At 67.0% G+C, this 24,965-nt stretch carries 25 protein-coding genes; 7 read left to right on the top strand and 18 right to left on the bottom strand.

Annotated elements, in window-relative coordinates:
- Nucleotides 1-247: 247 nt before the first annotated feature.
- From OHQ90_RS13590 to OHQ90_RS13515, 16 genes are all read right to left on the bottom strand, one after another.
- Complete coding sequence (locus OHQ90_RS13590; RefSeq protein WP_328410558.1) at nt 248-742, bottom strand: FBP domain-containing protein; 495 nt, start codon at nt 740-742, stop codon at nt 248-250.
- A 100-nt stretch (nt 743-842) separates the two neighbouring features.
- On the bottom strand, nt 843-1,550 hold the full coding sequence (gene lexA, locus OHQ90_RS13585) for a transcriptional repressor LexA (protein WP_328410556.1): 708 nt from the start codon (nt 1,548-1,550) through the stop codon (nt 843-845).
- A gap of 167 nt (nt 1,551-1,717) precedes the next feature.
- The gene (locus OHQ90_RS13580) at nt 1,718-2,206 is read right to left on the bottom strand and encodes a GNAT family N-acetyltransferase (protein ID WP_328410554.1); all 489 of its coding nucleotides are present in this window, start codon (nt 2,204-2,206) and stop codon (nt 1,718-1,720) included.
- An 88-nt stretch (nt 2,207-2,294) separates the two neighbouring features.
- The gene (locus tag OHQ90_RS13575; protein WP_328410552.1) at nt 2,295-3,137 is read right to left on the bottom strand and encodes a DegV family protein; all 843 of its coding nucleotides are present in this window, start codon (nt 3,135-3,137) and stop codon (nt 2,295-2,297) included.
- Complete coding sequence (gene octT, locus OHQ90_RS13570; protein ID WP_328412817.1) at nt 3,138-3,866, bottom strand: diglucosylglycerate octanoyltransferase; 729 nt, start codon at nt 3,864-3,866, stop codon at nt 3,138-3,140. It abuts the gene before it with no gap.
- A gap of 946 nt (nt 3,867-4,812) precedes the next feature.
- Nucleotides 4,813-5,472, bottom strand: coding sequence for a histidine phosphatase family protein (locus tag OHQ90_RS13565; protein ID WP_328410550.1), 660 nt, complete (start codon nt 5,470-5,472; stop codon nt 4,813-4,815).
- The gene (rsfS, locus tag OHQ90_RS13560; protein ID WP_328410548.1) at nt 5,469-5,915 is read right to left on the bottom strand and encodes a ribosome silencing factor; all 447 of its coding nucleotides are present in this window, start codon (nt 5,913-5,915) and stop codon (nt 5,469-5,471) included. The genes OHQ90_RS13565 and rsfS overlap by 4 nt, the downstream gene beginning before the upstream one ends.
- 28 nt (nt 5,916-5,943) lie before the next feature.
- Complete coding sequence (gene nadD, locus OHQ90_RS13555) at nt 5,944-6,585, bottom strand: nicotinate-nucleotide adenylyltransferase (RefSeq protein ID WP_328410546.1); 642 nt, start codon at nt 6,583-6,585, stop codon at nt 5,944-5,946.
- Between the two features lie 93 nt (nt 6,586-6,678).
- On the bottom strand, nt 6,679-7,407 hold the full coding sequence (locus OHQ90_RS13550; protein WP_328410544.1) for an RsiV family protein: 729 nt from the start codon (nt 7,405-7,407) through the stop codon (nt 6,679-6,681).
- 90 nt (nt 7,408-7,497) lie between these two features.
- Complete coding sequence (locus tag OHQ90_RS13545) at nt 7,498-7,902, bottom strand: RsiV family protein (protein WP_328410542.1); 405 nt, start codon at nt 7,900-7,902, stop codon at nt 7,498-7,500.
- A 29-nt stretch (nt 7,903-7,931) separates the two neighbouring features.
- Nucleotides 7,932-9,908 carry a hypothetical protein gene (locus OHQ90_RS13540; RefSeq protein WP_328410540.1) on the bottom strand — a complete coding sequence of 659 codons (1,977 nt, stop codon included), beginning with the start codon at nt 9,906-9,908 and terminating at the stop codon, nt 7,932-7,934.
- A gap of 26 nt (nt 9,909-9,934) precedes the next feature.
- The gene (locus tag OHQ90_RS13535) at nt 9,935-10,198 is read right to left on the bottom strand and encodes a hypothetical protein (protein ID WP_328410539.1); all 264 of its coding nucleotides are present in this window, start codon (nt 10,196-10,198) and stop codon (nt 9,935-9,937) included.
- Nucleotides 10,199-10,255: 57 nt separating this feature from the next.
- The gene (locus OHQ90_RS13530; protein WP_328410537.1) at nt 10,256-10,597 is read right to left on the bottom strand and encodes an MmcQ/YjbR family DNA-binding protein; all 342 of its coding nucleotides are present in this window, start codon (nt 10,595-10,597) and stop codon (nt 10,256-10,258) included.
- Nucleotides 10,598-10,606: 9 nt separating this feature from the next.
- A complete protein-coding gene (locus OHQ90_RS13525; RefSeq protein ID WP_328410535.1) occupies nt 10,607-12,034 on the bottom strand; it encodes a vWA domain-containing protein in 1,428 nt (475 codons plus the stop codon).
- 3 nt (nt 12,035-12,037) lie between these two features.
- Nucleotides 12,038-12,913, bottom strand: coding sequence for an AAA family ATPase (locus OHQ90_RS13520; RefSeq protein ID WP_328410533.1), 876 nt, complete (start codon nt 12,911-12,913; stop codon nt 12,038-12,040).
- Between the two features lie 58 nt (nt 12,914-12,971).
- Nucleotides 12,972-14,237 (bottom strand): glutamate-5-semialdehyde dehydrogenase, encoded by a 1,266-nt coding sequence (locus tag OHQ90_RS13515; protein WP_328410531.1) that lies wholly within the window; start codon nt 14,235-14,237, stop codon nt 12,972-12,974.
- 236 nt (nt 14,238-14,473) lie between these two features.
- Between OHQ90_RS13515 and OHQ90_RS13510 the strand changes: the two genes are divergently transcribed.
- The 5 genes from OHQ90_RS13510 to OHQ90_RS13490 all read left to right on the top strand — a co-directional run bounded on the left by OHQ90_RS13510 (nt 14,474) and on the right by OHQ90_RS13490 (nt 19,636).
- On the top strand, nt 14,474-15,352 hold the full coding sequence (locus tag OHQ90_RS13510; RefSeq protein WP_328410530.1) for a ribokinase: 879 nt from the start codon (nt 14,474-14,476) through the stop codon (nt 15,350-15,352).
- 81 nt (nt 15,353-15,433) lie between these two features.
- Nucleotides 15,434-16,810 (top strand): glutamine synthetase family protein, encoded by a 1,377-nt coding sequence (locus OHQ90_RS13505; RefSeq protein WP_328410529.1) that lies wholly within the window; start codon nt 15,434-15,436, stop codon nt 16,808-16,810.
- Between the two features lie 2 nt (nt 16,811-16,812).
- A complete protein-coding gene (locus tag OHQ90_RS13500; protein ID WP_328410528.1) occupies nt 16,813-17,913 on the top strand; it encodes an amidohydrolase family protein in 1,101 nt (366 codons plus the stop codon).
- Nucleotides 17,910-18,374: a hypothetical protein gene (locus tag OHQ90_RS13495; protein ID WP_328410526.1), complete on the top strand. Its 465-nt coding sequence runs from the start codon at nt 17,910-17,912 to the stop codon at nt 18,372-18,374. The genes OHQ90_RS13500 and OHQ90_RS13495 overlap by 4 nt, the downstream gene beginning before the upstream one ends.
- Nucleotides 18,375-18,412: 38 nt before the next feature.
- A complete protein-coding gene (locus OHQ90_RS13490) occupies nt 18,413-19,636 on the top strand; it encodes an RtcB family protein (protein ID WP_328410525.1) in 1,224 nt (407 codons plus the stop codon).
- Between the two features lie 155 nt (nt 19,637-19,791).
- Here the strand turns inward: OHQ90_RS13490 and OHQ90_RS13485 are convergent, their stop codons facing one another.
- Nucleotides 19,792-20,274 carry a hypothetical protein gene (locus tag OHQ90_RS13485; protein WP_328410524.1) on the bottom strand — a complete coding sequence of 161 codons (483 nt, stop codon included), beginning with the start codon at nt 20,272-20,274 and terminating at the stop codon, nt 19,792-19,794.
- A gap of 336 nt (nt 20,275-20,610) precedes the next feature.
- Between OHQ90_RS13485 and OHQ90_RS13480 the strand changes: the two genes are divergently transcribed.
- Nucleotides 20,611-22,734, top strand: a complete 2,124-nt coding sequence (locus OHQ90_RS13480; protein WP_328410522.1) for a RecQ family ATP-dependent DNA helicase — start codon at nt 20,611-20,613, stop codon at nt 22,732-22,734.
- A gap of 429 nt (nt 22,735-23,163) precedes the next feature.
- Nucleotides 23,164-24,477, top strand: coding sequence for a HEAT repeat domain-containing protein (locus OHQ90_RS13475; RefSeq protein WP_328410520.1), 1,314 nt, complete (start codon nt 23,164-23,166; stop codon nt 24,475-24,477).
- Between the two features lie 72 nt (nt 24,478-24,549).
- Here OHQ90_RS13475 and OHQ90_RS13470 read toward each other — a convergent pair whose 3' ends face one another.
- Nucleotides 24,550-24,783, bottom strand: coding sequence for a hypothetical protein (locus tag OHQ90_RS13470; RefSeq protein ID WP_328410518.1), 234 nt, complete (start codon nt 24,781-24,783; stop codon nt 24,550-24,552).
- Between the last annotated feature and the right edge of the window lie 182 nt (nt 24,784-24,965).

The following is a 24,965-nucleotide window of genomic DNA, read 5'->3' as shown; positions in this document are numbered from 1 at the left end:
GTCGGCAGGGGTGCCGGCGACGGATACCGAGGCCGGTGATTCGAGGGGTTCCCCTCCGGATGGGGTGGTCCGGTCATCGTCCGGGCCGTCTCAACCGGAGAGGAACCCTGTACACCCCGAGTTCGGTTGCGGTGTCGCTGAACTCGGGGTGCGCCGGTGGCATGGCCGCTGAGTGTCGGCGCATGGCATCTACCTCCGTTTCGGGTCGGCAGCACGTGCTGCCTGATGGATCGGGGTCGGATTGCGGTTAGGTGTAGAGCCTCGCGATGAAGGCGTTCATGTTGTCCCGGACCCGTTCGACCTTGGTTTCCACGGAAATGAGGTCTTCGCGGTACCGATTACCGAGTGCGGGCGTTCTCTTGCCGCGCGCATACAACGAACACGCGAGGTCAGTGCACATATAGGTGCCGACCGAGTTGCCGCGGCGGCCGGACTCGCCCGCCTTGTGCGCGGTCATCAACGAGACACCCTTGCTGGTGTGCGTGGTCATGCAGATCGCACACATCTGAGCTCGGCCGAACCCACCGGTTTCGTAGCGCAGTGCGACACCGATGAGGCGATCATCTTCCTGCGGGACGACGAGGTAGCCGCGTCCGGGCAGCGACGGATCGCCCCAGCCGAGGAAGTCCAGGTCATCCCATGGACGATCGTCCAGGTCCCGAGGTGCGGGCAGCTTCTTGGCGGTGGTTTTGGAACAGTTGACGAACGACGACCTGATGTCGCGTTCGGTGACGGCTTTCATGAGAGCATCGACTCCTTCGGTTGATCGGTTGACAAACCGAAGTGACGTTACAGCTGGTCGCAGCATCGAACAAAGGAATTTTCCCGGTCATGGCGCCGGGTCAGACCCGGCGCATCACCGAGACCACCTTGCCGAGCACCACGGCCTCGTCGCCGTCGATCACAGCGTAGGCGGGGTTGCGCGGCTCCAGATACACGTGGCCGTTGCGGCGGCGATACACCTTGACGGTCGCCTCGCCGTCGATCATCGCGGCGACGATCTCACCCGAGTGGGCTTCATGCTGTTTCCGGATCACCACGATGTCACCGTCGCAGATTGCGGCGTCGATCATCGAGTCACCGCGCACTCGCAGACCGAAAACCGCACCGCGGCCGACGAGTTCGCGCGGCAGCGTCATCATGTCGTCGGTGTGCTCCTCGGCGAGGATGGGACTGCCCGCGGCGATGTCACCGACAACCGGCACGGCCACCGAGTCGTCCGACGACTCCCGCGGCGCGGCAGCAGCAAGAAACATCCGGACATCGATCGGCCGCGACATCATCTGGCTGCGGCGCAGGAAACCCTTGTCCTCCAGGCTTTTCAGATGCTTGGACACCGACGAGGAGGAACGCAGCCCCACCGCATCGCCGATCTCCCGTGTGTTGGGCGGATACCCGTGCCGGACAACGCAGTCCCGAATCGTGGTGAGAATCTGCTGCTGTCGCACTGGCAGCGTCGAGGTGTCGAGGTGCTCGAACGCGTCGAGGTGGTCGGATCCGGTCACCCGGAAATCGTAGATGGCACACCGAACCCACCAGCCGCACAGCATGGACCGACCATCGGCGTGTCGCCGACCTACCACCGAGTTCCCTCCGCATCCACTCCTGCGCCGCCGACCTCTGGCCACGCGGCATCGAACGGCACCACGGCGGGCAATCCTCGCGCTTCGCCGCAGTCACGGCCCATTCGCCAATGGATCGTCGTGGCGGAGGTCTGTCAGGGCAGGGTTTTGGCGAAGCAGTTGGAGAGAGGGAGGGGTTCGTAGGGGGAGAACAGGGGGATTCGGTGGTAGCCGCTGCGTTCGTAGAAGCGGACCGCTTCGGGCTGGAGGTGGCCGGTTTGCAGGATCAGGCGAGGTTGGCCGAGTTCGCGTGCGGCAGCTTCCGCGGCGGCGAGCAGGCGGGCGGCGACGCCCGAGCCGCGGTGGGCGGGGCGCACGAACATGCGCTTCAACTCCAGGTCGCCCGCATTCCATCGCACCGCGGCATGCCCGACCGGCTCGCCCGAATAGGCGACGAATGTCCGGTGCACCGTCGCGGGATCGACCGCTTGCGGATTGACGCGCAACTGCTCGGCCAGATAGGCATACCGGGGGCCGACTTCGGCAGCCATCTCCGCACGAAGGATTACCGCGTCCTGATGCTCCCAGTCCGTCGACTCCACAGTCAGCGGCGGACGGGTCGGCGGCTTCGCAGAGCTCGTCATATCGCGACCCTAACCCACCCCACCTCCACTGAACCCCTTTGCGATCAAGCAGATTGGTTTACTCACCGAGGGCCGACGGGCGGGTGATTCAGGCGCAGCCGCCGGGGACAACCAGGACACCGACGGCTCCGTGGCCGAGATGGACACCGAGGGCGGGGCCGAATTCGGCGATGATGAGTTCACGGATGCCGGGGACGAGGTCGCGGAGTTGGGTGGCAACGGTGTTGGCCACTTCTTCCGCGCCGAGATGTTGGACGGCTACCGCGGCGCCGTCGTCGCCTGCCGCATCGACTGCTGCCGCGACGAGTTTGGCATAGGCCTTGGAGCGAGTGCGGACCTTTTCGCGAAGCTCGAGACGGCCCTCGACGATCTGCAGCAAGGGTTTGGTGACCAGTTCGCTGCCGAAAAATGCGGCAGCGCTGCTCAATCGGCCGCCACGGCGCAGCTGTTCGGTGCGGTTCACCAAGATGAAGGTGCGTGCGCGGCTCGACGCGGCAACGGCGGTGTCGTAGACGATGTCCAGTGCGGCGCCACCGCGGGCTCGGCGGGCCGCCGCCAGCACAGGCAGCCCGGTGGCCAGGCCGGCGCCGAGCGAGTCGACCAGACGCACGCGGTCGGCGGCGTCCATATCGCGGACCGCCTGCCTGCCCGCCTCCCAGGTCCCCGAGAGCTGGCGCGAAATATGCACCGCGACAACACCGTCACCACCGCTGCGCTCCAGCGCTTGCTCGTAGACCACACGCAGTTCGCCGGGCGAGGCGGCCGAGGTGGTCACGGTGTCTGAGGAGTAGTCGATATCGATGGGGTCGACGCCCTCACGGATCGCGCGATCACCCACCAGGACATGCAGCGGTACGACGGCGATGTCCAGCTCGTCGACGAGCTCGGCGGGGAGGCTGGCGGAGGAATCGGTGACGACCACAACGGCCAACTACCGAACCTCCTGCAAGGTCTTCACCATCGCAGTGGCCACCGCGGTGTGTCCGGCCCAGCCCCAGTGGATGCCGTCGGGGTTGGCCTCACCGGAGAAGATGTTGTCGCGCACCGCTTCGCCGAGATCGACCAGCGGCACCGAGGTCTTGGCCGACCATCGGCGCAGCGCCTGCACCGCGCGCTCGCGGCCCGAGTGCACGCGACCGTAGGCAGCGCAGTTGTGCACCGACGGCAACACCGCGACGACCGGCAGGTCGGGACGCAAGTGCGACAGCGCTTCCCGCGACTGCTCCAGGTAATCGACGCTCACCCTCGGCGGCAGCGCCACCGGACGGCCGAGCTTCGATAGCTTCGGCTGCAGCCAGTTGTAGGTGCCGCGCACCGCGCGGCGAATGGCAGGCGGACGCACGTAGCGGATCAACTCACGCAACGCGGTCGGCAGCGGTGACGGCAGCGTGTCCATCCCGCCGACCGCGAACACCACCGCACCCGCACGCGGGACCGCGGCCCACACCCGAGGATCGCCGATCAGCGCCCAATACGCATCCCGGCAGGTCCAGCCGATCCGTCCGACCAGCTCGACATCCCAATCGAGTTCGGCGCCGACAAGGTTCGGCCAGATCTGCGGATGATCCGCAGGCAACCCGCCCTTCGGGCCGAAGTAGGACAGCGAGTCCGCGATCACCAGCAACACCGGCCGCGCCGCAGACTGCTTCGCCGCGACGATCGAGTCCGTGCCGGAAGTCACAGCGGCATCTGCATCCGCCGAGTCCGCACCAGCAGCCGCCGGCGCGTCGACCCCGGCAGCTCCAGCCGAGTCCGCGCCGGCAGCCACAGATGACTTCTCGACCGCCACGGCGGAGTCCACCTCGGCCAACGCGGCCGAGCCAGGCCCAGTAGCCGCATCGGAGGCCGCGCCGGCAGCCACAGTGTGCACGGCTGCGGCGGAACTGCCGGATTCGCTTGCTGTGGTATCGGATTCGGTATCCGAAACCTCGGCAATGGACGGGGCGGTTCCCGCTACCGCGGACGCCGCGTCGATAGCCGGGGCCGCCGAGCCCGCGTCGTTCAATGGTGCCGCGGCGGTTTCGGTAGGCGCGCCTGCACCCTCATCCGACCTGACCGCGTCGGCCACCGATACCGGGTTGGGTGCGGATTTCATTGTGGCAGAGGAAGACTCTCCACCAGAAGTCGCAGGGTCGACGGCAGCAGCCACCGAATCCGCCGTGGGAGTTACGGAATCGGTGGCTCCTGGAGGTTCTCCGGCAGCGGGCGCGACCGCACCTCCCCCGGATTCGGCTGCACCGGATGCGGACTCACCTGCACCAGACACCGACCCAACAGCGTCGGACACAGGTTTCGCGGCACGGGCTACCGCCTCAGCAGCACCGGACACGGACTCACCAGCACCAGCCACCGAACCGGCAGCGCCGGATGCGGATTCGACTGCACCACCGGCGCTGGACGCGGATTCTGCTGCGGTGGACGCAATCTCGGTTACGTCACGCGCGGACTCCGCGGCGTTCGCCTCGGCCTCCGCGGCGGCTACGGGTTCGACCGGCTCGACAGGCTTCTTGACCGGAGGGGGTCCGAACAGCGCATCGGGGACAGCCCGTTCGGGCTTGGCCGATATGCGCCGGAACAGTTCATCCGGAACCTGTCGAATCGGTTCTTCAGAGGACATCGGGGGCCACCTTCGCCGCTGCGTTCCACACATCCAGGCGCCAACCGGGTTGATCGATGCTCGGGCCGTGGCTGCTCAGCTGCACCCAGCTGGTGTTGGCCAAGCCCCCAAGGGCAGGCCAGTTCCGCGGCGGCAGGTCGAGCAGCGCGGCCGTGAGGGCGGCGATCAGCCCGCCGTGCGCCACCAGGATGATAGTCCGGCCCGGCCAATCCTGCCGGTCGGCAAACAATTCTTGTACCACCGGAAGTGACCGCGCACCGACCTCGAGTTTGCTCTCACCGCCGGGCGGGGTGTACGTCGCGTCCAATCGCCAGGCCACGCGGGCACCGGGGTAGTCGGCGTCCACGTCGAGGTGGGTCAGGCCCTCCCAGTCGCCGAGGTCGGTTTCGCGCAGCCGCGCATCCTTGACGACCGGCACCGTGGTGTGTTCGGCCAGCGCAGAGGCGGTGTCGAAGGCACGCCGCAGATCGGAGGACACGATCGCGATCGCGTTGCGCGAGACCAGCTCACGGGCAGCCTCTTTCGCTTGGCGGCGGCCCAGTTCGGTCAGGTCGGTGTCGATCTGGCCTTGCATCCGATCGGTGGCGTTCCATTCGGTCTGCCCGTGCCGCAACAGGATCAGGGTGCGGACGCCGGCATGTCTGCTCACTCGGAGTCGTCCCCCGCTTCACCGCGCACAGGCTCGCCGTTCACGGATTCACCATTGCTCGCGACCGGCAGCTGCTGCGGCGCGCCGATGCCGGCCACGGGAACCACCGGGCAGTCCTTCCAGAGCCGTTCCAGCGCATAGAAATTGCGCTCGTCGTTGTGCTGGATGTGCACCACCACGTCGACGTAGTCGAGCAGCGCCCAGCGACCCTCGCGGGTGCCCTCGCGCCGGACCGGCTTGTGCCCGGCCTCGCGGAGCTTCTCCTCGATATTGTCGACGATGGCGTTCACCTGCCGCTCGTTGGGCGCGGAGGCGATCACGAAGCAGTCGGTGATCACCAACTGCTCGGAGACGTCGAGCACGACGACGTCGGAAGCCAGCTTCTCGTCGGCCGCACGTGCGGCAACCTGCGCCATCTCCACCGATTCGACAGATGCGCTCATGCCGCAACCTCGCTGTGCTTGCTCACGTTCAGCTACCTTCCGCTCCTGCGGTCACGTAAAGGTGCCGCTTCGATATGTACTGCACAACCCCGTCGGGGACGAGGTACCACACCGGCCGATTCTCGGCCGCGCGGCGACGACATTCGCTCGACGAGATCGCCAAGGCCGGGATTTCGATCATGGTCACCGCGTCGACCGGCAGGTCGCGCAGATGCTCCGCGAGATGATCGGCATTCAGCTCATACCCCGGTCGACTCACCCCGACAAACTTCGCCAGTTCGAACAGTTCGGACCAATCCTGCCATGTCAGGATGTTGGACAGAGCATCCGCTCCGGTGATGAAGTACAGCTCGGCGTCCGGATGCTTGCTGCGCATCTCACGCAGGGTGTCGACGGTGTAGGTGACTTTTCCCCGGTCGATGTCGGCCCTGCTGACCGAGAATCGCGGGTTGGAGGCGGTCGCGATCACTGTCATCAGATAGCGATCCTCGGCCGGGCTGACCTGTTTGTCTGCTTTCTGCCATGGCTGTCCGGTCGGGACGAAGATCACTTCATCGAGGTCGAATCGATTCGCGACCTCGCTGGCGGCGACCAGGTGACCGTGATGGATGGGGTCGAATGTGCCGCCCATCACGCCTAGCTTGCGTTGGCGCCGACCTGTCTCGTGCATGAGTGCCGAGCTTAACGGGTTACCCGCGTGCGAGGTCGTCGAGCGTGCACGGAACCGGCTGCACGAGCGGGTGCGCGACGCACCGATCCGCTGTCAACTGCTGACGACTGCCCGCAGACCTGGCTTCAGCACACCGTCGAGCGCCGACCACGGCACGGTGATGTCGATGTAGCCCATCGCGTGCGACGCGATCTCGCCGAGATAGATGCGCATACCCGCCGGGGTCGCGACCCAGCGCTCATAGTTCTGCACCCTCGGCTCGAGATCTTCCTTGAAGTAGAAATTCGTGCCGACCCGCGTCTTCGGCAGCAGTTCCGCCGCCTGTATAGAGAGCACGTTCAGTCCCTGCTGCAGGTCGGTGAACAGATCGGGCAGGGTGAGCGCCGTCGCGGTGTCGACATTGGTCACGTGGGTGGCCTTGTAGGTGGCCGGATGAGCGCCGCCGGTGTCGACCTCGATCCCCAGCACGCCGCTGAGCACATGACGGCCGATTCGGGCGACCTCGCTGCGGAACCCGGTGACCTTGATGTCCGGGCCCGCGTCCCGGATGAACTTGTCAGCCTCGGCGTGCATCCCATTGTCGAATTCGGTTCGCGCGTCCTCTTTCCCACCGGCGACCTGCGGCAGATCGACGCTGTATCCCACGCCCTCCAAGCGCACCGTGGTCGCGGTGAACCCCCAGGTCGTGTCGGGCGCGGGCGACCCAGCAGCGGCGGACGTGGCGGACACCGTGGTGGCCGGGGCGGCCTGATCGGTGGATCCACACGCAGTGAGCACGGCGGCCAGCGCTGCGGCCACGATGGCGGCGACGGTCTTCTTCATTCGCGGAACCCTCCCAGACGATGCCCGGTACAGCCTAGTGATTCGCGGCCGGATCGTCGGTGGACGACTGCCCGCATGTCGCAGCAGCGATCAGGAGCCGACGACCGCCCGCATGCCCGGCTTCAGCACACTGTCCAGCTCGGACCACGGCACCGTGATCTCGATCTTGCCCAACGCGTGCGGCCTGATTTCGCCGAGCACGATCCGCATGCCCTCTGGAGTGGCCAGCCAGTTCTCGTAGTTCCGCTCCTCGGGGGCGATGGCTTCCTTGCGGTAGTCCGCGCCGGCCCGTGCCTTCGGCACCAGCAGCGCGGCCTGCGCCGACAGTGCCTCCAAACCCGTGCGTGTGTCGGTGAACAGGGTGGTCAGCGTGATCGGTTGACCAGTGTCCACGTTCGTCACGTGGGTCCCGTAGAAGTTGTTCGGATGCGCGGCGCCCTGCGCGTACACGATGACGACCAGCTCGCCGCTGAGGACGTGCGTGCCGATGTGCACAGATTCCCCTAATCAAGGAGTAATGGACGTCAGGAGTCCGGTGCACCCGTGTCGTCGACTTCGCGCCGCATATCCGCCAACTGGCTGTGGGTGTGCGCGAGTTCGTTGGTCACCTCGGCCGACGGCGCGGTGCCTGCGAGCTGTTCCAGTTCGGCGAGCAACCCACCCATCGTCGCCAGCCAGGGTCGCTCGTCGGATTCCGCGCTTCGGCTCCATACCTGCACCCAGGCGGCCGAGCGCAGGCACCTGGCCCGCGAACCCACTCGGCCGAGCGCGCCCCAGAGCTGAGCGGCACGCAGATAGGCCACCAGCGCCTGGTCGTCTTCGTCGCAGTTTTCCAGCGCGGTGGCCGCCGCCCAGGCAAGGTCGGCCTGTAGCTCGATGCGTTCGGGGTCGTCTTGAACCAAACGTGCGGCTTCGACGAATTGCCGTGCCGCAGCGCGGAATCGGCCGAGCCTGCGCAGTGATTCGGCATACTGCCTGCGCAGCACGGCCATCTCGGCGGCCGGGTAGGGCGCCTTTCCCGCGGCAATCGGCTGCTCGAACAATGCGGCGGCCTCGCCGTGCCGTCCGGCCCGGTGGAAGGCACGCGCCGCGACGAAGGTGAGATGCACGGCGTCTGCGTCGGAAATCCCCTCCCATCGCGCGACGGCGTCGAGGGCCGCATCGGCCAATTCGGATTCGCGCCCCGGCTGCCCGGACAACACCATGACGAGCTGCGAACTCAGCCGCGCCAGGTGCTCGGCAGGCAATACGGTCGCGCCGATCGACAGTGCCCGCCGCAGATGCCGTTCGGCGACCGCAGGCCGGTCGATGAGCCGGGCCGCGGCCAGACCTGCCAGCCACAGTGCCTCGGCCTCCCGTTCGGTGGCAGCGGTGACCCGCGCTGCTGCGGTGGCGGGGCGGGCTGGGCGCGGCAATGTGTTGAGCAGACCCAGGGGAAGGTGTTCGAGCAACGTTTGTTGTGCCAGTCGCGTCGCGACGCGGGCACCGACAACGGTGCTGTCGTTGCGGGCATCGAAGCGGTCCGACAGCTCACCGATCTCGATCTCGAGGTCTGCGCGCACCGAGTACACCGTTCCGGCGCCGATGGCGAGATCACCGAGGCCGAGGGCTTCGAGTCTGCGTAGCAGCACCGACACTCCCGCCGTGAACGACAGCCGGGCGGCGGCGTCGGCGCCCCGATCGGTCAGCCACGCGGCGTGCGCGGTGAGGATGTCGAGGCCGCGCGCTTCGTTGCCGGTGAGAGCACAGAACTCGATGTGTTCGGCGACCGAGTGCCGGAGATCGGGGCTGTGTCGGACCAGTGGATACCCGGTCAAGTGCGCATTGCGCGCTTGCGCGGTGCGGCCGGTGCGCACCAGCGGAAGCAATGCGTGCGCGAGCACCTGGTGCGGCTGCTCCGCGCAGCTGCGCGCACCGTCGAGAACCGGCCGCCAGTGGGCGAGTGCGGCCTCGTCGTCACCGGCCCGGGCGCTATTGACGCCCCATTCGTTGCGTTCGCACGCTTCGCAGTCGGACATGCCGTCGCGCGGCGCGACCATCGCGGCCTCGAGCAGGCGCGCAGCCTGCTCGTGCTCGCCCAGTTCCCGAGCCAGATCCGAGCGCAGCGCGAGCACCGGACGGGCACTGTATCCGTGCTGGCGATAACGGTTTTCGAGCTCATCGAGCCACCGATAGGTTGTCGGAAGCGGCACCGCGGGGTTGCCGATCAATCCCGACGTCATCCACTTCAGATACCAGTGCACCGACGGCGCGATGGCGCCGAGTTCGGCAGGAAAGTCATCGTGGATCCGCAACAATCTGGCGTAGACGACCGGAGCCAGATCCCGTTCGCCCCCTTGCGCGTACGCCTTGGCCAACTCCAGCAGCACCGCCCCCTCCAAGGCCCGGTCCGGCCCTACCTCAGCGGCCGCGGCGAGCATCTCCAATCGCTGCGTTCGCCCGCGCCCGTCCGGCAGCGAACAACTGAGCGCCAATGCGCTGCGGATCTCTGTCGCGTCCATCTCACGCCTCCCCTACCTGTCTCATATCACCCACACGCCACCTCAACCTCACTCCGCCGCGGCCCACCGACCGAGCCTTGTGTCGCCCAGTCGAGGAATTCACCGAAAGCTCGGTTGACCAGCAGAGTGTCGGCCGGACGCAGCGGACGGTAGGTCATCGATAGCGCTCGGCCGTAGCGGGATTCGATCGCCGCCACGGCGAGGGCGGGGTCGGCGATTCGGCTCAGTCCGCGGACCACAGGTCTCGGCCACCGTGAGGCAGGCGAGCAGCCCGGCGTTCTGTTCACCATGGCGACCGATAGTGCTGCTACCCGCCAATGGTCGGCTTAACGAAAGCTTGACAACCTTCAGGCGGTGGGGCGTTTCGACTTCGGCAGCTTGCTCACGACGGCGTCATAGGACTGGTCGACGAGTTCGGTGAGCTCGTCGTCGGGAACCGCGCCGCCGAGCTCGACACTGTTCCAGCCGTACCTGCCGATGTAGGCGGAGGCCGCTACGTCCTGCGGGTAGACCCGGATCAGCTCGTCGGCTTCCTCCCGGTTGCGGCCGCATTTGAGCCCGACCGAGGTCGAGCCCAGGAACGCGAAGATCTTGTCGCCGACCTTGGCGACGATATCGCCCTCCCACGGTTCGTCCTGCCAGGCGCCGGGTTTCGCCAGGCAATACTCCAGCAGTTTCGTCTCATCCATGTCGGCTCCTTACACCGGCAGCAGCCGAGACACCACCGCGGTCAGCTGGCTGGCGGAGCGACATTCGTGCATCTCGATCACCTGCTGGTACTTGTCGGCGGCGGAATCGCCGGAACCCCAGTTGGTTCGCATCTCCGGATTGAGCCAGTGCGCGTGCTTGGCGGTGCGCACCAGCGACCGCAACGTATCCAGTTCGGGGTCACGGTAATTGGTGCGTGCGTCACCGAGGATCAGCAGTGAGCTGCGGGCAGTGACGGCATCGGGAAAGTCTCTGACGAATCCGGCCAGCGCGTTGCCGTAGTCGGAGTGTCCGTCCATGCCGACGACAGCCGCCTCGGTGAAGATCCGGGTCATCGCAGTGTCGAGCTGCGTGCGCGGATCGAAGAATCGGGTGACCTCATCGGTCTGGTCGACGAACGCGAAAATCCTTACTCGCGAGAATTGTTCGCGCAGCGCGTTGACCAGCAGCAGGGTGAAGTTGCTGAAGCCGGCCACCGAGCCGGACACGTCGCACAGCAGGACCAGCTCCGGACGGCCGGGCCGCGGCTTGCGATTCACCAGGTCGATGGGCACGCCACCGGTCGACATCGACTTCCGCAGGGTTTTGCGCAGATCTATCTCGCCGCGACGGGAATGTCTGCGCCGCACCGCGAGTCGAGAGGCGAGGATGCGCGCGAGTCTTTGGGTGCTGCGCCGCATCGCGATCAGCTCGGATTCCGAGGCGCGCAGGAAATCGACGTCCTCGGATTGCCGCGAGACGGCGTAGCTCGCGACGCGTTCGCGGCCGATCCGCTCGGCCACCCGCCGCCGGGTTTCCGCTTCCACCGACGCACGGAACCCGTCGATGCGCCCGCGAGCGGCCCGCCTGGTGATCTCGGTGTCGAACGCGCTGGCGTCCGGCCCGGCCGCCAAGCGGGCCAGGATCTTGGCAAGCAAGGTTTGCGGCTGCACGTCTTTCAATGCCTTGTAGGCCGAGAACGACGACCCACTCGCGGACTGATACTGACCGAGCTGCTCGACAAGCTGGGCGGCCAGCGCCTCCAGCTGTGCCTCGGCCGATTCCTGGGCCAGCAGTTCCGCGAGCAATTCCCGCAGGGCTTGGATGTCTACCTCGCCCGAGGCCGTCGTGGGAATCTCGACCTCGTCGCCTACCGCGGTGCGCTCACCCACCGCGATCGGAAACCACAGGTCGAACAGCCCGTCGAAGGTCGTGCGATGTGTGGTGCGGCGCAGCAACGCACACGCCAGCCCCTCGCGCAGCACGTCACGGTCCATCAGGTCGAGCACGGTCACCACCCGGCCCGCGTCCACGGTCTCCGACGGACCCACCGGAATACCGCGCGTCCGCAGCGCTTCGACGAATCCGACCAGGTGCCCGGGTAATCCGTGCGGCGCACTCATCAGCGCGGCGTCCGCAGGGATCGATCCCGTAGACATGGCTCAGGCCAGCTTCAGCTCGGCGACCGCACGCTGGTGGTCGGCCTGATGCTTGAGCACGACGCCGAGCGTGGCGCGCACGGTCTTGTCGTCCAAGTCGGTCAGCCCGAGCGCGAGCAGCGTGCGACCCCAGTCGATCGATTCGGCGACCGAGGGCAGCTTCTTGAGCTGCATATCGCGCAGCACGTGCACGATTCGCACCAGCTGGGCAGCGACCGCGGCGGACAGCTCCGGCACCCGGCTGGCCAGGATGCGGCGCTCCAGCTCTTCGTCCGGGAAGTCCAGGTGCAGGTAGAGGCAGCGACGCTTGAGTGCCTCGGACAGTTCGCGGGTGGCGTTGGAAGTCAGCACCACGAACGGTTTGCGCTCGGCGGTAATGGTCCCCAATTCCGGGACGGTGACCGCGAAATCACTGAGCACCTCGAGCAGCAGACCCTCGATCTCGACGTCGGCCTTGTCGGTCTCGTCGATCAGCAGCACCGTAGGTTCGGTGCGCCGGATCGCGGTCAGCAGTGGCCGGGTGAGCAGGAACTCCTCGGTGAAGACGTCGGCTTTCGTTTCTTCCCAGTCGTTTTCGCTGGAGGCCTGGATGCGCAAAATCTGCTTGGCGTGGTTCCACTCGTACAGTGCGCGGGCCTCGTCGACACCCTCATAGCACTGCAGGCGCACCAATTCGGCGCCTGCGGTCTGCGCGACCGCCCTGGCCAGCTCGGTCTTTCCGACACCGGCCGGACCCTCGATCAACAGCGGCTTGCCGAGCCGGTCGGCCAGGAAAACCGAAGTGGCGGTGGCCTTGTCGGCCAAGTAGCCGGTGGTCGCGAGCCGTTCGATCACATCGTCGACCGACGTGAAAATCGGCTGCTGCGGTACTTCCGCCACGGGTTGTCCTTCCTCGGGTGCGCGGAACGAGCCGCCGCACTCCTTATCTACCAGAGCTCTAAACCGGCCGGATCTGGCCGTCGCCCCACACGATCCACTTGGTGGAGGTCAGTTCCGGCAACGCCATCGGGCCGCGGGCATGCAGCTTCTGGGTGGAGATGCCGATCTCCGCGCCGAAGCCGAACTGCTCGCCGTCGGTGAACGCGGTGGACGCGTTCACCATGACCGCGGCGGCGTCGACTCGGCTGGTGAACTCGCGGGCCGCGGCGACCTCGCCGGTGACGATGGCTTCGGTGTGGCCGGTGCCCCAGGTGTTGATGTGCTCGACGGCCGCGTCCAGGTCGTCGACCACCTTCAGCGCGATGTCGAGGGTCAGGTACTCCTCGCCCCAGTCCTTCTCGTTGGCGGGCACCAGACCGGGCAGGTCACCGTGGACGGTGACGCCGTGCCGTTCCAGCGCCTCGATCAGGCGTGGCACCGCGGTGGTGGCGATCGCGTCATCGATGAGCACCGTCTCGATGGCGTTGCACACGCTCGGGCGGCGGGTCTTGCCGTTGATCAGGATGTTCTCGGCCATCTCCAGGTCGGCGGCGGCGTGCACGTAGACGTGGCAGTTGCCGGTGCCGGTCTCGATGGTCGGCACCGTCGCGTCGCGGACCACGGCATTGATCAGACCGGCGCCGCCGCGCGGGATCACCACGTCGACCAGGCCTCGCGCCTGGATAAGGTGCGTCACGCTGGAGCGGTCGGCGCTGGGCAGCAGCTGCACGGCGTCTTCCGGAATGCCTTGCGTGGCAAGCGCTTCCCGCAGCACGGCGACAAGGGCGCTGTTCGAATGCGCCGCCGAGGACGAGCCGCGCAGCAGCACGGCATTGCCGGACTTCAGCGCCAGCCCGAACGCGTCGACGGTGACATTCGGCCGCGCCTCGTACACCATGCCGACCACGCCGAGCGGCACCCGCACCTGGCGGATCTCCAGCCCGTTGGGCAGCGTCGAACCACGCACCACTGTCCCGATCGGATCCGGCAGCCCGGCGACCTGCCGCAGCCCGGAGGCAATGCCGTCGATCCTGGCCTTGGTCAGCCGCAGCCGGTCCAGCAGCGACTCCTCCACGCCCGACGACTTCGCGACCAGCAGATCTTCGAGATTGGCGTCGAGCACCCGGTCTGTGGTGGCGAGCAGCGCATCGGCCGCGGCATGCAGCGCGGCATCCTTCTGCGCAGTGGTCAGACGAGCCAGCGCACGGGAGGCGACGCGAGCCTTGCGCGCGGCCTCGTGCACCACTTCGCGAGTATCCTGCTCGGTCGTCGTACCTGACGTCATGGGTACAGCCTACGCACCCGGTTTTGCACCGGTTTCACCCACTCGAGGCCCCGGTACAGCTGCGCTGCCACTTGTTAGAGGGCGATACAAAGCCGGGGTAGCGCGCGAACGGCAACGCCGTGCCCACCACGTTGAACCCACTGGGGACCTCACACCGGCCGGGTCGCCGGTGCCGAGGCACACGCCGCACCCCTATGTGACACGTAGCTGCGCGGGCTGGGACTACCGTCGCGCGTATGACCGCCGACCCGAGCAAGCCCGCAATCGCCGTGCTTGGCAGCATCAATATGGACCTCGTCACCACCACCGAGCAGCGCCCCGCTCCTGGGGAGACCGTGCTCGGCACCGGGTTCGCCATGGTGCCCGGCGGGAAGGGCGCCAATCAGGCGATCGCGGCTCAGCGAGCAGGCGGGGCTGTCGAATTCCTCGGCGCGGTCGGTGACGATGTCTTCGCCGGGGCGCTGCGGGGCGTGCTGAACGATTCGGGCGTCGGCACCGGGCGATTGCGCACCGTCACCGGTCCGAGCGGAATCGCCGCGATCGTGGTCGATGCGGGCGGCGAGAACAGCATCATCGTGGTCGGCGGGGCCAATGCCGCCATGACGGCACTCACCGACGCGGATCTGGCCGTGATCGCGGCCGCCGATATTCTGCTGTGCCAGTTGGAGATTCCGGTAGACACCGTGGCAGCCGCGGTCATGCATGCCAGCGCGAACAGGACCGTTGTGGTGCTGAATCCTTCTCCGGCACAACATCTGATGGCCGACCTGTGGGCACATGTCGATGTGGCGGTGGTGAATTCGGGCGAGGCCAGACACCTCGGCTCCGATCTCGAGCCCGTCGCGCATCTGGTGATCACCCACGGCGCGGACGGCGCCACTTACCGCGGACCCAACGGCAGGGAGCTGTCACAGTCCAGCCCCCGAGTCGAGGCGATCGACACCACCGGTGCGGGCGACACCTTCACCGGTGCTCTCGCCGCGGCCTGGCACCGTGGCCCCGAGGCCGCATTGGCATGGGCGAGCACTGCCGGTGCGCTGGCAACGACCACACTCGGCGCGAGTTCTTCGATACCGACACAGGAACGGATCGAGGCGGCGCTCCCGCCGCGGTAGCGCACCCGAGCTGCCCGATATCGAACACGCTGCCGCCGAGTCTGCGCCGACCGCGGCCGTCGCCGACTATCGTTGCGGGTCATGCCAACCATGCCGGAACGCATACCCGCCGACGACGACGCGGAGGCCGTCATCAGCAGGCTGGGTGCCGATATGGTCGTGCTGTCGTTCGTGGACAACGCCGGTATCACCCGAGTCAAGACGGTGCCGAAATCCCAGCTCGCGCATGCGGCGCGTTATGGCGTCGGGGTGTCGCCATGCTTCGAGACGTTCGCGTTCGACGATCTGATGGCCGTCGGGCGGTATCTCGGCGGCCCGGACGGCGATCTGCGTCTGGTTCCGGATTTGTCGAGGCTCACCGAGCTTGCCTGCCAGACCGGCTGGGCCTGGGCGCCTGTCGATAAGTTCACCCAGGATGGAATGCGGTTCACCGCCTGCCAGCGTGCCTTTGCGGCGCGGCAGACCGAGGCGGCGCAACGGGTGGGTATGCGGATGTCGATGGCCTTCGAAACCGAGTGGTCGGTCGGACGGGACGATCCCGACGGCCACGGTTTCACTCCCGCCGTGACCGGCCCCGCCTACGGCATCATTCGGTTCGGCCAGGTCGCCGACTACGCAAGAGACCTGGTCAGCGCGCTGCAGCGGCAAGGGGTCATGGTCGAGCAGTTCCATCCCGAATATGCGCTGTCACAATTGGAATTATCGGTCGCGGCGAAGGATCCGGTCGCGGCCGCCGACGACGCGGTGCTGGTCCGGCACACCATCCGGCAGGTCAGCCTGCAACACGGTTGGCGCGCACTGCTCGCGCCCTGTATCGAACCGGGCGGCGCGGGTTCCGGTGCCCACCTCCACCTTTCGGCACACGACGAGGATGGTTCGCTGTTCGTCGGCGGCCATGGCCCGTACGGTATGCGCGACGCCGGCGAATCGTTCCTGGCCGGTGTGCTGCGTGAACTACCCGCCCTGGTCGCCGTCGGCGCGGGTAATCCGGCGAGCTTCCTGCGTCTGGAACCGTCCCGGTGGGCCGGGGTGTGGCAATGCTGGGGCCGCGAAACACGGGAGGCGGCGCTGCGCTATGTCACCGGGGTGCGTGGCACCGAACCGTGGGCGGCCAACGCCGAGGTCAAATGCTTCGACGCGACCGGAAACCCCTACTTGATCGTCGGCTCGGTCATCGCCGCCGGCCTCGCCGGCATCGCTGACGAACTCCGACTGCCCGCCGAAATCACCGGCGACCCAGCGACATTCGATGCCGAAGCATTGATGATCTCCGGTGTGCGCCGACTGCCGACCGCGCCGTCGGAGGCCGCGGATCGACTTGCGGACTCGGCCGTGCTCGCCGAGGCCATGGGACCCGAATTGCACGACGCGCTGCTCACCGTGCGCCGTGCCGAGGCCAAGCGCTATCGCGACACCTCCGCGGCAGACCTGGTCGAGCTCACACGCTGGCGGTTCTAGCGATGCTCACCGACGGTGTCCCGCTCACCGACCACCATTGCCACGGCGTAGTCACCGATGACCTGGACCTGCCGCACTTCGAGGAGTTGCTGGGCGAAGGGCAGCGCGGAACGTTCGAGTCATCGATCGGACTCGCGGTGCGGCGCTGGTGTGCGCCCGTGCTCGACCTGCCGCCGCACGCCGAACCGGACGACTATCTGACCCGTCGCGCCGAACTGGGCTGGCGCGAGGTCTCGGCGCGCTTATTGCGTGCGGCCGGCACGACTCGATGGTTCCTCGACACCGGTTTCGGGTCCGATGACCTGGCGGCCTTTGCCGAGCTCGCCGCGGGAGAGGTCGGCGAGGTTGTGCGCCTCGAACAGGTCGCCGAACAGGTCATTGCCGAGATCGGCACGCCCGCAACACTATTCGATCATATTGAAGCCGCACTGCGCGAGCGAGCCCGACGGGCTGTCGGCTTCAAGACGATAGTCGCCTACCGGTGCGGCTTGGATTTTCCACTCGTGCACACGGACCCGACTACGGTCACCTCCGAACAACGCCTCACCGATCCGCAGACACTGGGCCGCCTTATCGGACTCGGCGCGCGCCTCGGCGCCGAGCTGGGTCTCCCGCTACAGTTCCACACCGGATTCGGCGACACCGACCTGCGCTCGACACGCGCCGATCCCCTGTTGCTCACAGATTTCCTGCGTTCGACCGCGGATACCGGGCTCACCGTCGTGCTCTTGCACTGCTGGCCCTTCCACCGCAACGCCGCGTATCTCGCGCATGCGTATCCACATGTGCTGATGGACGTCGGACTGGCGATTCCCTATGTGGGACATCGCTCTTCGGCTGTGCTGGCCGAGACGCTCGAGCTCGCGCCGTTCCGATCGCTGTGCTACTCCTCCGACGGCTACGGACTGCCCGAACTGCACTATCTCGGTGCGAAACTCTGGCGCCGCGGTCTCGGCCTACTGCTCGACGAATGGCTGGCCGCGGACGCGATCACCGTCGCCGACGCCGAACGGCTGGTCGCCGCTGTCGCGCACGGCAATGCGAAGCAGCACTACCCGCCCATCCCGCATCACGGACCGACGTCGAGCACTCATTCTGGATGAATTCGGCCGTGGTGTTCAACGCACCGGACGCCGCGGACGACAAGGGCAATCCGGCCGGCATCGACCCCGCGCTGGTTCGAGCGGTCGACGAGCTGGTCGCAACCGCCGACGCACAGCGGTGGCAGGAGTTCGGCGCGCTGGCGTGCCCCGAGACGTTCGCATCGGTCGGCGCGCTGATCATGCAGTACACACCGCAATACGACGGATCGGCCCGGTGCTCGACGACACCGGTTTCACCTGCACGATCACCGGAGTCGCCCGGACCGGATTCGGCGAGATTCCTCGCGCACGAGGCGTTCGCCGATGTGCGCGGCAAATACCCGCAGTACTTCAGGGACATCGACTACACCGCCGACGATGGCGCGCCGAGGCCGGGGCTGGAAAATTATGTGGCCTCGCGGCCGACTTCATGGAGCCGAACGGCGGATAATGGAATGCGAGGTCGGCGCAACGACCTCTAGCGTTGTGGGAACAGATCAATCGAGAGAAGGACGTTCCCATGTTTCCCGTCGAGCTGCGCGGTACCAGGGCGCAGACGCTGATGTGGGCCAACGAGCACGACATCGAGCAGGCCGCGCTGCGGCAACTGCGAAATATCGCGCAACTGCCCTGGGTGCACGGCGTCCGCGTAATGCCGGATGTGCATCTCGGGAAGGGCGCGACGGTCGGCTCGGTCATCGCGATGAGGGACGCGGTGGCGCCCGCCGCCGTTGGTGTCGACATCGGCTGCGGAATGGAGAGCGTGAAGACCGACCTCACCGCCGCCGACCTACCGGACAATCTGCATTCGCTGCGCTCGCGCATCGAGGCGGCGGTGCCGGTCGGTTTCCAGGCGCACAAGGACGCGGTCGATATCACCCGGCTCGGCGCGGAATTCGCCGCATCGCACGGCGACCTCGCGCGGTACAAGACGGGCTGGGATCGGTTCTGGTCGTCCTTCGGATCGCTGGACCCGGGAGTGCAGGCGCTCGAGTCCAAGGCGCACAGGCAGATCGGTTCGCTCGGTGGCGGCAACCACTTCATCGAGGTATGCCTGGACGAGAACGACTCGGTGTGGATTCTGCTGCACTCCGGCAGCCGGAATATCGGCAAGGAACTCGCCGAGCGGCACATGACAGTCGCGCGGCGGCTGCCGCACAACGCCGACCTGCCGGATCGCGATCTGGCCGTATTCCTTTCCGGCACACCGGAGATGGATGCCTATCGGCGCGATCTGACCTGGGCGCAGGAGTACGCCGCACGTAACCGCGCGGTGATGCTGTCGCTGGTCTGTCGCGCGGTCCGGAACGAATTCGCCGGACGTGTGGTGCGTTTCGACGACCCGATCTCTGCCCACCACAACTATGTGGCCGAGGAGACGATCGACGGCGTGCCGATGCTGGTGACCCGTAAGGGCGCGGTGCGCGCCGGGGCGGGCGACCTCGCGCTGATCCCAGGCTCGATGGGCACCCGCTCCTATGTGGTGCGCGGCAAGGGAAATCCCGCCTCGTTCCAGTCGGCCTCGCACGGTGCGGGACGGCGGATGAGCCGGACCGCGGCCAAGAAGCAGTTCACCGTCGCCGACCTGATCGCCCAGACCGAGGGCGTCGAGTCCCGCAAGGACGCGGGCGTGGTCGACGAGATCCCGGCCGCGTACAAGGACATCGACGAGGTCATCGCGGCGCAGCGGGACCTGGTCGATATTGTCGCCACGCTGCGTCAGGTGCTCTGCGTCAAGGGTTGACGGGCGGCCGCGCCCATCGAGTGTGGGCGCGGCCGGCCCGGCTCGCAGGGCAAGCGTGCTGGATTCCGATCGCCGGCTTCTCGTTTCGCCACCAGCAGCCGGCCCGGCTGTCCGAGGCAACCGCGAGGGCAGCCGTGAGCTGGGTGGTGCCGGGTTCAGCGACGTCTCATGGTGGCTGCGATGCCGGAGCCGACCAGCATCATGCCGGTGATGAGGGCGAAGCCGTTCATCAGCCAGGCGTGCAGCGCTTGGTGCATCTCGCCGGACAGACGGGGTAGGTCTTCGACGATTCGCCAGGTGTCGTCCGGGAAGGTCAAGTGTGCGACGCCCGGGATGAAGCCCCAGACGAGGCCGGCGATCACGGTGCCTGCCGGGGAATAGCCCGCCAAGGTTGCCAACAAGAACAGCAGTAGCGCCCCGCCGACCATTTGGAAGGTGGATCCCCACCGCGAGCCCACATCACCGAAGATGACCCATTGCCGGGTGTCCAGTGCCCCGTGTGCGGCAAGCCCGACCCCGATCGGCGTCACCACCAAGCCGATCACGGTGCCGACCACGGTCCGTGAGGCGTTGCCGCTGGTGCGGAACTGGGCGCCGGGCGGCGACCAACCGGGCGGTGGCTGATAGCTGCTCGACATGGTTGCCTCCTGCGCGGTCCCGCGGTGCCGAGGAAATCCTCTCATCCTATTGTCCGGTGTCCAGCGGGATTTCACGTTTCGTAACGGGATCGGCGCAGGACAAAGCAGTGCCCGCGCATATCCTTGCAACCATCCGACACTCGCCCTGGTCGCCATCGGGCACGCGAGTGCCCGCAGGCACCGGGCAGAGGTGTTTCTTGCGTCGGCGTCGGCGCGCACCGGTTCGCGCGCAGCGACACATGTCGGCTCGGATCACATCCGCGGCGACTACCCCCGGAAAGGCGGCCGACGACGCGGCCCGAACCGCTGTCGGTGCCATCCGGCACGATGGAGCCCATGACCACGGCCGCGCACAGCGAAGCGATCGACCTCACCTCGCCAGATCTGCGCGAGCGTGCCGAAGAACTGCTGCGCGAACTCGCGGGGCCGCAGGCGCGGCTACGCGAGGACCAGTGGACGGCAATCGAGGCGCTGGTGGTGCAGCGGCGCCGGGCGCTGGTGGTGCAGCGCACCGGCTGGGGTAAGTCGGCGGTGTATTTCATCGCGGCCAAGCTGCTGCGCAGGGCGGGGCGCGGGCCGACGGTGATCGTGTCGCCGCTGCTCGCGCTGATGCGCAACCAGGTCGCGGCCGCGCAACGGGCCGGCGTGGTGGCGGCGACCATCAACTCGGGCAATGTCACCGAATGGGACGAGATCCACGATCAGGTGGCCTCGGGCGATGTCGACGTGCTGTTGGTCAGCCCCGAACGGCTGAACAACCCGGACTTTCGCGACCAAGTGTTGCCGAAACTCGCCGCCGACGCCGGACTCGTCGTCATCGACGAAGCACATTGCGTCTCCGACTGGGGGCACGACTTCCGGCCCGACTATCGGCGGATCCGCACACTGATCGCCGATCTCGGCTCCGACGTTCCGGTCCTGGCCACCACCGCGACGGCCAACGATCGGGTGGTGACCGATGTGGCCACCCAGATCGGTACCGACACCCTGGTGCTGCGCGGCACCCTGGACCGGGAATCGCTGCACCTGTCGGTGGTGCGTTTCGCCGACGCGGTCGAGCGCACCGCCTGGTTGAGCGGACACCTCGGCGAGCTTTCCGGCTCCGGCATCGTCTACACCCTCACCGTCGCCGCTGCACACGATCTCGCCGACGTCTTGAATTCGCACGGGCACAATGTGGCCGCCTATACCGGGCAGACCGATACCGCTGAACGCGAAGCGCTCGAGACCGCGCTGCTGAACAACGAGGTCAAGGCGCTTATCGCGACCTCCGCGCTCGGGATGGGCTTCGACAAACCGGATCTGGGTTTCGTCGTGCATGTGGGCGCGCCGTCCTCGCCTATCGCCTACTACCAGCAGGTGGGTCGTGCGGGTCGCGGAACCGAGCGCGCCGAGGTGGTGCTGCTGCCCGGCCCAGAGGACGCCAGGATCTGGAGCTACTTCGCCTCGGTCGCTTTTCCACGTGAGCACATCGTGCGTGCCGTGCTGGATGCGCTGGATTTCGATCGGGCCATGTCGACCGCGGCCCTGGAGCCGTTGGTCGAATTGAACCGCTCCAGGCTGGAGATGGTGCTCAAGGTGCTCGACGTGGACGGCGCGGTGCGCCGGGTCCGCGGCGGCTGGATCGCGACCGGTCAGGAATGGGCCTACGACACCGAACGCTACGAGCGCCTCGCCGCGGCTCGCGAGGTCGAGCAGCAGGCCATGATCGACTATCAGTCCACGTCAGGGTGCCGGATGCAGTTTCTGCGCCGTCAGCTCGACGACCCGGGGCTCCCTGCTCTGGAAGGGAGTTCTCCCGGCTGCGGCCGCTGCGACAACTGCACGGGCACCCGGCCGGACGTCACGGTCGACGCCGCGGCCATCGCCGCGACCCGGGCCCGACTCGACCGCCCCGGCCTCGATCTCGCGCCACGCAAACAGTGGCCGACAGGCATGGCGAAGCTCGGAATTCCGCTGTCCGGCAAGATCTCCGACGGCGCGGAAACCGGCCGCGTCCTGGGCAGGCTCACCGATCTCGGCTGGGGCCAGCGCCTTCGTGCCCTGCTCGACGCCCCCGACGACCCCATCCCCGACGCGGTCTTCGATGCCTGCATCGCCGTGCTGCGCGACTGGAACTGGACCACCCGTCCCACCTCGGTCATGGCCCTGGAATCCCCCCGCTACCCCGTACTGACCGCCACCCTCGCTGCCCGCCTCGCCGAAGTCGGCCGCCTCCGCGACCTCGGCACCCTGCCAACCCGCCCCGACAGCCCACCTGTCTCGGCCGCGAACTCTGCCCACCGCGTCGCCGCCCTCTACGACTCCTGGTTGCTCCCCGACCTCAGCTCGATAGACGGTCCGATCCTCCTGGTGGACACCCTCACCGACACCGGCTGGACCATGACCCTCGCCACCCATGCCCTCCGCACCGCAGGCGCACCCGCAGTACTCCCCTTCGCCCTGGCGACACCCACCTGACAGGCCCAGACGCAAGATCCGCACCTCATCTCAGGAATCCAGATCCTTTCAGCGCAGCCGCAACGAGTACGGGCCCCGGCAAGGTGCCGCTGAACCCTGGCCGCTCGAGGACTGCTGGACACGGCCGGGCGAGCGGTGCGGGCTCGCTGTGATCCAGCCCGAGACAGTTGATCCATGGTCAGCCCTGTCATGGCCTCGTACCGCAACGGCACCCGGTTCTCGTTCTCGGAGTTGGTCTTCGACACGCGATACGGTGGAGCTGTTACTCATTCAGGCCGCCGTATTCCGTGCCGACCCGTCCACGGCTGCGTATGCATTGGCGGAGTTGATTGCCGATCGGGTGCTGCCGTCGCGAGAGTGCTCCCCTGGTACACGCCCAGGTGTGCAACGTCGGGCGGATGCAAGAGGAAGAGGGTTGAAATAAACACAGTGGACGCACAGCTGTCGCGGATCGCAGACAAGCTCACGCAGGCAGCAGCAGACCCGAGACTGCTGGAATCCTTCGGTGCACACAAACATGGCTTCCGACTGAACCCACCGCTGTCGGAGTCGACCGTCGCGGCGTTCGAAACCGAACATGGTGTTGTGCTACCCGAAGGCTATCGCCGTTTCCTGCTCGAGGTCGCAGATGGCGGTGCCGGGCCGAGCTATGGTTTGCTCACATTGGCCGACGCACACGATATGTTCGCGGACTGCTTCGCCGGACACCTCACCGAGCCGAGCCCGTTCGTGCCCGGAATTGTGTATTCCGATGACTGGTGGGACCGGTTCCAGGGACCACAGGACCGCCCGGACCCGATACAGGGAACGCTGTCCATCGTTCATCACGGCTGCACCAGCTGCACCCAGCTGGTGATATCCGGACCTGGGCGCGGCCGACTGGTTGCCATCGATTTCAACGGTGTCCCGGCTCCCTATGTGCAGGAAGATCCCGACTTCCTGACCTGGTACGAGCGCTGGGTGGATGAACTGCTCGCTGGTTATGACGTCGCCGGGTTCGGACAGAAGCTTCCTGGAGACGAAGCCACACTGCTCGGGATCCTGGCCACCGATCCGTCGCCCGAGCGACGTGCGCGCGCAGCCACATCACTGCAATGTCTCCCCCAGCTCTCTCCGACAGCTGTTCAGGCCTTGGCGACTGCGGCTGGAGACCCTTCCACGCTGGTGCGGGCCACCGTGCTGGGATGCGCTTGGAGATCCGGGATCCCGATCGATGCGGCGGCGCGAGCGGCATTGAACGATCTGGACGCCTCGGTCCGCGCCGAGGCCATCAGTGTGTTGCGAGTTCTGAGCACACCCGATCTCGCCGAACGAGCCCGCGCCTTACTCGAGGACCACGACCGGGAGGTGATGTGGCGAGCGCTGTGGGCATTGGCCGACAGCGGGGACCTGACGGTCGCGGACCTTGCCCCGTTGGCCGCACGACCTGATGCACGCGCCCGCGAATTGTCCCTGTACCGCCTTGCCGAAGCACGCGGTGACGCAACGGATCTGATCGCACGTGCTCTCGCCGACGAACAACCGCAAGTACGCCGTCAAGCGATCCAGGCGGCAGAGAAACGCGACAACCGGGTACTGCTCCCGATCCTGCAACACATGATCCGGTCCGAAACCGACACCTATGTCCTGATCAACCTTCGCCGCGTCATCTCCGCGTGGACGGATACCCCGTCCGGGCAAGCAGGCCCACGGCTTCCAGCATGCGGACTGGCTGTGGATGCGTCCTTGGACTCTTCGGCATGACGCTGAGCTCACACCCCGCCTTGAAGCCGACACCGCTGTACTGGATGCGAGGACGAGGTGTCCGGTGCGGATTCACAGTGGTCGCGGGATGTCACTGTTGGGGTCCGGCAGGATGATGGTTTTGGGGTCGGGGTCTGGGGTGAAGGGGCGGGTCGCGCTCAATGGGTCTTCCGGTGGGATTGGTCGGCGTGGCTCTCTTACGCCTGCCGTGCCGCCGCTGTCGGGGCCGTCGCGGCCACCGGGGTTTCCGGCCGGTACCTTCCTGCCCATCAGTCTGCGGATCGCCCGCATCAGTTTTTGCTTCATTCCTCCAGTGTGCTCGCGCAACACCGCCGGGCCGAGAGTTTTCGCAGGTAGCGAAGCGGCCAGCAGCCATTGCGACCTGTGGGGGAACGATGGAGATGGGCCCGGCGGCGCGGGACGCGTGATCGCGGGCGACCGCTTCGATGTGGCGAGTCCGAGAGTGCGCGGCATATCGCGCCCTGACT

The organism is Nocardia sp. NBC_00403, from assembly GCF_036046055.1.
GTDB lineage: Bacteria > Actinomycetota > Actinomycetes > Mycobacteriales > Mycobacteriaceae > Nocardia.
The sequence above is the reverse complement of the archived record's forward strand: the minus strand, read 5'-3'. Positions and strand labels throughout refer to the sequence as shown.